1 protein-coding gene is annotated in these 509 nt (G+C 30.8%); it reads right to left on the reverse strand.

Annotation, left to right across the window (positions count from 1 at the left end):
• Window positions 1-485 (reverse strand): PDZ domain-containing protein (locus tag AZI32_RS17725; protein WP_162266763.1); only part of this gene is annotated, 485 nt, incomplete at its 3' end.
• Window positions 486-509 lie beyond the last annotated feature (24 nt).

A 509-nucleotide genomic window follows, 5' to 3' on the forward strand; every position in this document is an offset into this window, starting at 1 on the left:
ATAGTTAACTTAACATCTGTTCCTGCTTTTCCTTTTATAAGACTCATTGCCTTATCCATATCTTTAGAAGTAACTTCTTTTCCATTAACTTTAATTATTTTATCTCCTGATTTTATTCCACTTTTTTCAGCAGGAGATCCTTCTATAGGAGATACAACAGTTATTAATTCATCATCAGATGTTGGACCTATAACTACCCCTATTCCTACATAACTACCTGATGTTTGTTCTTGTAACTTTTCAAACTCTTCTTTTGTGTAGTATTGTGAGTATGGATCATCCAAGCTTTCAAACATCCCTTTTATAGATCCTGTCATCAATTTTTCATTATCAGGGTCCTTATAAAAATCTTTATCTATCGTTCTTTTTAAACCAGCAATTTTATCATACCCCTTATACTTGAAACCTACTACTTGAGATGTTATTAATGCCGTAGCGATTACAATTATAACAGAGTATATTATAGCCCTTTTTTTGGATATCATTTTATGCATCTCCTTTTACATAAT

Source organism: Clostridium sp. ATCC 25772, assembly GCF_001573875.1.
In the GTDB taxonomy this organism is placed as follows: Bacteria; Bacillota; Clostridia; order Clostridiales; family Clostridiaceae; genus Clostridium_J; species Clostridium_J senegalense.